The sequence below is a fragment of the Limnochordia bacterium genome, from assembly GCA_023230925.1.
GTDB lineage: Bacteria > Bacillota > Limnochordia > DUMW01 > DUMW01 > JALNWK01.
Genome location: JALNWK010000091.1, coordinates 1 through 5,347, shown reverse-complemented (window position 1 = coordinate 5,347; position 5,347 = coordinate 1). Strand labels below are relative to the sequence as shown.

Here is a 5,347-nt window from a genome sequence, read left to right as displayed (position 1 = left end):
TATAGGCTTGGTTCAAGGTAATTAGATAGACTGGACTTCTCTTCCGTGAAGGTGGCCTTCTCACACCGTTTTAGTGGCCTTATTTCTCCGTGACAGTGGTCTTTTCAGATCGTAATATACAGAATACAAGAAAATAGCCACCACTTATGGCCATGAACCATTTTTCTTTTATATCAATACATAAATCGAATCACTGGGCGGTGATGCATATAGTACCGATCCGTCCTGACTGTAAAGAGACCCGCAAGTGCAGCTTATCTTCCTCGTGTGTAAATGGGACCGCACTACCGGTTTCCACATCGATTACAGACAAATCCTTATGTACAAGCAGGGGATATCTTGCTAAATTTATGGTCATGCGATGTGTGGAATCTGGGTCGCCATCATTCCAGACGATTAGCATTAGCTTATCATTAGCATCGTTAATATGCAAAGCAGGGCGCAAGGCTGTACTAGTATAGGAAAGCCCTAACTTATCTAGGAACCTACCCCGGAAAAACACATCGGGATGATCTTGATAGATACGCTGAAAACGTAACGTACCAAATGGAAGATCTAAGAAGGGTTTACCGAGCAGGAATGCCTGCCACATGGCATCATACCCTCGGTTAGCCTCTGTTATCCCAAGGATGCGATTCGGTAGGGTAAACCGGGTAATTTCCGGAGCATTGAAAGGATCACGCCTATAGGGAAACCCCCAGACTAACCCATGCATATGTAGCAACTCACCGAGATAGTCAGCAATTCCCTCGCCGATGAAGAAATAGGTACCTGCCCGGGACCAAAGCTCGTGAAAGCGGCGAAACATTTCCCTATGCCCTTCGGCAAACGCGGTAGCTGGCGTGGCATGACTCGTGGCTTTGATTATAGTCCAATACGGGGTGCATGGCCCCAACTTGGTCAAAAAACATCCCACTTCCACCGATATCAACCAAGAACTCTTGATGCTCCACTAGTTTATCCTGCCAACCCTTAGCCGTTGGAGACATCACAGAGAAGGTGTAGCCGGCCCAGTGCTCGTCATAGGTGCGTCCATCTATTGCTTTGACATCATTATCGGTTGCTTGCTCTTGGTACCACGGGCTAACCTTATTAGCAATCCGGGTATTATTGTAGAAGATCAACCGCCGCCCGGCGGCGTTAATTGCTTGTGTTGCTTGCCGGAGACCTGCGGCCCCACCGGCTTTTTCACTGGGCACATATTCCGGATATATTGTGTCAAAACCGCCTAGGTGCCAGCCCTTGATTTCCAGGACGTTACCGCCGCGCCCTGTCACTCGACTAGCTTCCAAAGGCAATTCATTGAAGGGCATGATCAGTTCTCCCCGACTATTTTTGATAAACTGAACCCCAAATCCCGTCATCTCTTCAACCCACTGGGGAGATTCGATGGTCCAACCTGCTTCGTTTGTTAACCAGTTCCGATACCGTTCTGCACCCCAATACCAGTCTTGGTCTTGTTTGACTCCTACTTCTACAAGGGGCGCTGACCACTTGTTCCCCGGTTCGAGAAATGGCCACAGTGAGAAGCTAAACCTGATTCCCATAGGGGCCCCTTGATATCTGAGCGTCTTGTATTCGGCATTAAGATCATATACCGCCATATATAAACCTTCCTGCTTATTACCGTACAGCAACCATTGCATAGAGGCTACCCCTGGATAGACAATCTCATTAATACCTTGGGGAGTTGGCACAATTTGCCCTTCACGTTCTGGCCATACCAAGCGATCGTGGGGAAAGGCGGCCCGAGCACTAGTTAGCTGTGGATAGTCTATCCTAACTATAGTAGTAGTGCCTGTGTTTTCTAGCTCTAGCTGCCACCGGGTAAAGGCATCGGTCTCCACTTCAATGGAGAGAACAGCCGAAATTTGATACTCCTCATGGTAATACTGTAAAACAAGCTGCTGGCCTGCATCCGTCTTCTGTAGAGTCCATTGGGGAGCACCATCAAACCGTAAGGTTTCCCGAGAGGTTGCCTCCCACATATTGCTTGTTGTGGGATCAACATGAATCATGAACGGACTAATTTGGCTAGGTAAGAGGTATTCGGTCTTGGTTTCTTGATTTAACAATGAAACTATGCGCCCGATTTGCGGATCGTATACCATTTGCAGGTACCGATTAGATAACACCACATTAGCTTTGGCCTCTGTTACCGTTACGTGAATCGCCAATAGAAATAGCACAAAACTAACCCAGGTCGTAACCAAGACAAGCTTATTCATTCTCGATCCCTTCCCTCCAACCAGTTTTTGGCTCGTTGGCGGAAGCTAGCTTCCGCCAAACCAGATTACCCTACAATTGGAATGATTCCCTGAACTCCTGCATATCGAGTCGCAAGACTGCCTCGAGATCCTCTAGTACCTGATGGGGTGAGGCGCTCCTGAAGACAACATCAAGAACCAAATCGCCGAAACGCCATTCTCCGGTAATCCCCACCTCATTGTACGACATAATGCTATTTGCATAGAGACTGGCCTCACAGAAACCGGATAGAAATCCATGAGCATCCGTGAAAACAGGCGCCTGTAGATCCTTAGTGTTGACAGGCAGAGACCCCAAGATACTCATCGCGTGGCCAATTGGCGTAACTTGTTCTTTACCAATTTCAGTAGCTAGGTACTCCAGCAATCTCCAAGCTTCTGCTGCATTTTCTGTATTCACAGGAACCCCATAGGCGTGCCCGTATTGCATGGCAGCATAGCCCGCGTCCCCTTGCGGGATGGGTAGACTTCCATACTGTTTTACATCATACGTCCACTGTGCACTAAAGGGCCAGCCCATGGCAAAGGCCACATTTCCCTGGTGGAAAGCATCCCAGGAATAGAAATCCATAATTGGTCGCTCTACCATCATGTTGGAAAAACGTTCTAATACTTTGACCGCTTCCTGGGTATACAGGTTCAACTGGCCCTTTTCATTAATGACATCGCTTCCCTCAGCCAGAAGCATGCTTATGAACATAAAGCCCAATGACCAATTCGCACCTAGTGTAGTCAGAGCAGGATACGTCAAAAGACCGTCTTCGCCGACTTGTGCAACGCGGCGCGCCATGGTGATAAATTCAGACCAATTATCGGGAATCTCCCCGATACCATGCATATCGACCACGTGCTGATTGTACATCAAGCCTGTTACCATATTCTCGATGGGTACACCAAACATTACGTCCTTAAAACTTACAGACTGAGCAGCTATGGGTAACAACTCGGCCTCAAGTCGGTCACGCAGGTTTAAGGGTACAGGCTGTAACATGCTTTGCCGATAGAGATCAGCCATTGGCGTTACTCCATTTTTGATGATATCTGGTGCGGTACCGGCTACGATGGAAACAATGACTTGGTTTCAATCACCCACACGTCCAAGATCATTGATCTTGATATGGGGATTGGCCCGTTCGTACTCTTCAAAGTATCTTTGCATAATGTAGTAGGTAGGTTCAGGTTCGGAAAAACCACTGTAGATAGTGATTTCAATGCGTTCATTGCTTGCCAATGCTGCCATAGGAGAAACTCCTACAATCAGCAGCGCAACCATTATTAATGCGGACACCTTTTGCATGAATAAACGCCTCCCATAATTTCGCTTGATTACCGTTCATTTCAAGAAAGCAACCTAGTACTACTAATCACAACTTTACCTTAGCAAAGAGCCATCATTACATAATTTGAGATTATCTGGTGCAATTTCTGTTTGGCATTTGCTTTAGCATCTAGTCGTCTGTGCGATCGTTACAATCGTCATAACCGTGTCTAGATCTGACGTTCAAGCAATGGGCCTAAAAACAACAACACTATGCTCAAGATCCTGTTAGTTCGCCAAATATGCTTTTTCCTGCCTCCTTTCCATTCAACTTCCCGTGTGTGCTCATTTCACGAACCAAGTTCGGTACTGATCACTTTATTGCTAGTAGACCTAGTCTTGGACAGGAATAGGGGCTACAGTCTTTATAAAACCCTGCTTTGTTAACTTGAAGTGCTTTTCCGAGTTCACACCCTAGACTTGGGCTATGTATTCTTCCTAGAAAACTACACTGTTTATGAATCAAAACGATATCTTATCAATAACTAAGCGAAATCGTGTACAAAGGCCAAGCTATTTCAAAGCACCTTAAGTACATGTGGTGCTCAGGTGGTATCCCGGATCATTAACTTGTGGGGTACCACTATTTCCTGCCGTGGTAAAGGCTTGGTAGCTTTTACGCGCCTAATGACCAACTGGACAGCAATCTGCCCCATCTCTTTCTGAGCATGATATACTGAACTTAGGGCTGGGATAGTATAGGGCAGAACGTCATCAAATCCCATCACAGCAACGTCGCTAGGTACCGATTGACCTGCCTCTAACGCCACCTTCAATGCTCCAAAAGCCATTACATCGTTGGCGGCAAAGACAGCCGTAGGTGGCTCACTTTGTACAATAAACTCCTGCATAGCCTCAGCGCCTTGGGCCATTGTAAAATGACCGCATTTAACCAATTCCTCCTCTACAGGCAGACCTGCACTCTTCATCGCCTCCACATAACCTCTAAGGCGTGCCTGGCCTGTAGCCATGCATAGCGATCCACTTATGTGTGCAATCCGCTTATGTCCTACAGCGATCAAATACTGGGTAGCATCATAGGCGGCTTGTTCATCATCAATATACACAGCATCTATCTCTTCGTGTAAGACTGGACTGATCATGACCACAGGTATCTTCTTAGCCCTGAGTTCTTGGAGGGTGTCAGATCTCAGGGTAAGGTCTTGGCAGATGATTAGCCCGGTAATCGGCCATCTAGTTATTGCACTGACAAAATGTTCTTCCCGAGACTTTTTGGTTCCTGAAGGATCAGCAGTATTATATAGAAAAATATCATACCCGTGTTCTTCCGCTTCACACTGTACAGCAGCGGCTATCTCGGAGAAAAATGGATTACTGATGTCTCGAACGACCAAAGCAATAATATCCATGAATCCTCGGGCCAAACTGCGTGCGAGATCGTTACCCTTATAATTCAGTTCTTTAGCCGCGCGTTCAATCCGCTGTCTAAGGGCGGGACTAACATATCGTGTCCCATTCATCACATGGGATACGGTGGACATCGAGACTCCGGCTAGTTTTGCAACTTCTTTAATCGTAGCAGCCATGCCCGGCCTCCCCGGAAAACACCATCGAAACGCTTCGCTGATATCCACATTATACCAATTCGAGGCTAATGAGTCAAATGCGCGCGAACACTCGAGTGAGTCAACGATTAGCGGGTAGAGGCTCCATCTCCAAGTCGGCTCGGTTCCTTACGTGCTAGAAAGTGGTACCTTCATTGAGTCTGTTGAACAGGTTCGACAATCCACCAGACGAAGTC

The 5,347-nt window shown here is 47.0% G+C and carries 5 protein-coding genes; all 5 read right to left on the bottom strand.

Annotation, left to right across the window (positions count from 1 at the left end):
• Window positions 1-190: 190 nt before the first annotated feature.
• Window positions 191-808: a hypothetical protein gene (locus tag M0Q40_12370; GenBank protein MCK9223384.1), complete on the bottom strand. Its 618-nt coding sequence runs from the start codon at window positions 806-808 to the stop codon at window positions 191-193.
• Window positions 809-812: 4 nt separating this feature from the next.
• Window positions 813-2,228, bottom strand: a complete 1,416-nt coding sequence (locus M0Q40_12365; protein ID MCK9223383.1) for a DUF6259 domain-containing protein — start codon at window positions 2,226-2,228, stop codon at window positions 813-815.
• 70 nt (window positions 2,229-2,298) lie between these two features.
• Window positions 2,299-3,282 (bottom strand): extracellular solute-binding protein, encoded by a 984-nt coding sequence (locus M0Q40_12360; protein MCK9223382.1) that lies wholly within the window; start codon window positions 3,280-3,282, stop codon window positions 2,299-2,301.
• A gap of 66 nt (window positions 3,283-3,348) precedes the next feature.
• Window positions 3,349-3,564: a hypothetical protein gene (locus tag M0Q40_12355; GenBank protein MCK9223381.1), complete on the bottom strand. Its 216-nt coding sequence runs from the start codon at window positions 3,562-3,564 to the stop codon at window positions 3,349-3,351.
• Window positions 3,565-4,130: 566 nt separating this feature from the next.
• Entirely contained in the window at window positions 4,131-5,132 is a 1,002-nt protein-coding gene (locus M0Q40_12350) for a LacI family transcriptional regulator (protein MCK9223380.1), read from the bottom strand.
• Window positions 5,133-5,347 lie beyond the last annotated feature (215 nt).

What these genes read in the sequence shown, in the direction of transcription:
- M0Q40_12370 (MCK9223384.1), bottom strand. Translation starts at nt 808, where the DNA reads ATGTTTCGCCGCTTTCACGAGCTTTGGTCCCGGGCAGGTACCTATTTC.
- M0Q40_12365 (MCK9223383.1), bottom strand. Translation starts at nt 2,228, where the DNA reads ATGAATAAGCTTGTCTTGGTTACGACCTGGGTTAGTTTTGTGCTATTT.
- M0Q40_12360 (MCK9223382.1), bottom strand. Translation starts at nt 3,282, where the DNA reads ATGGCTGATCTCTATCGGCAAAGCATGTTACAGCCTGTACCCTTAAAC.
- M0Q40_12355 (MCK9223381.1), bottom strand. Translation starts at nt 3,564, where the DNA reads ATGCAAAAGGTGTCCGCATTAATAATGGTTGCGCTGCTGATTGTAGGA.
- M0Q40_12350 (MCK9223380.1), bottom strand. Translation starts at nt 5,132, where the DNA reads ATGGCTGCTACGATTAAAGAAGTTGCAAAACTAGCCGGAGTCTCGATG.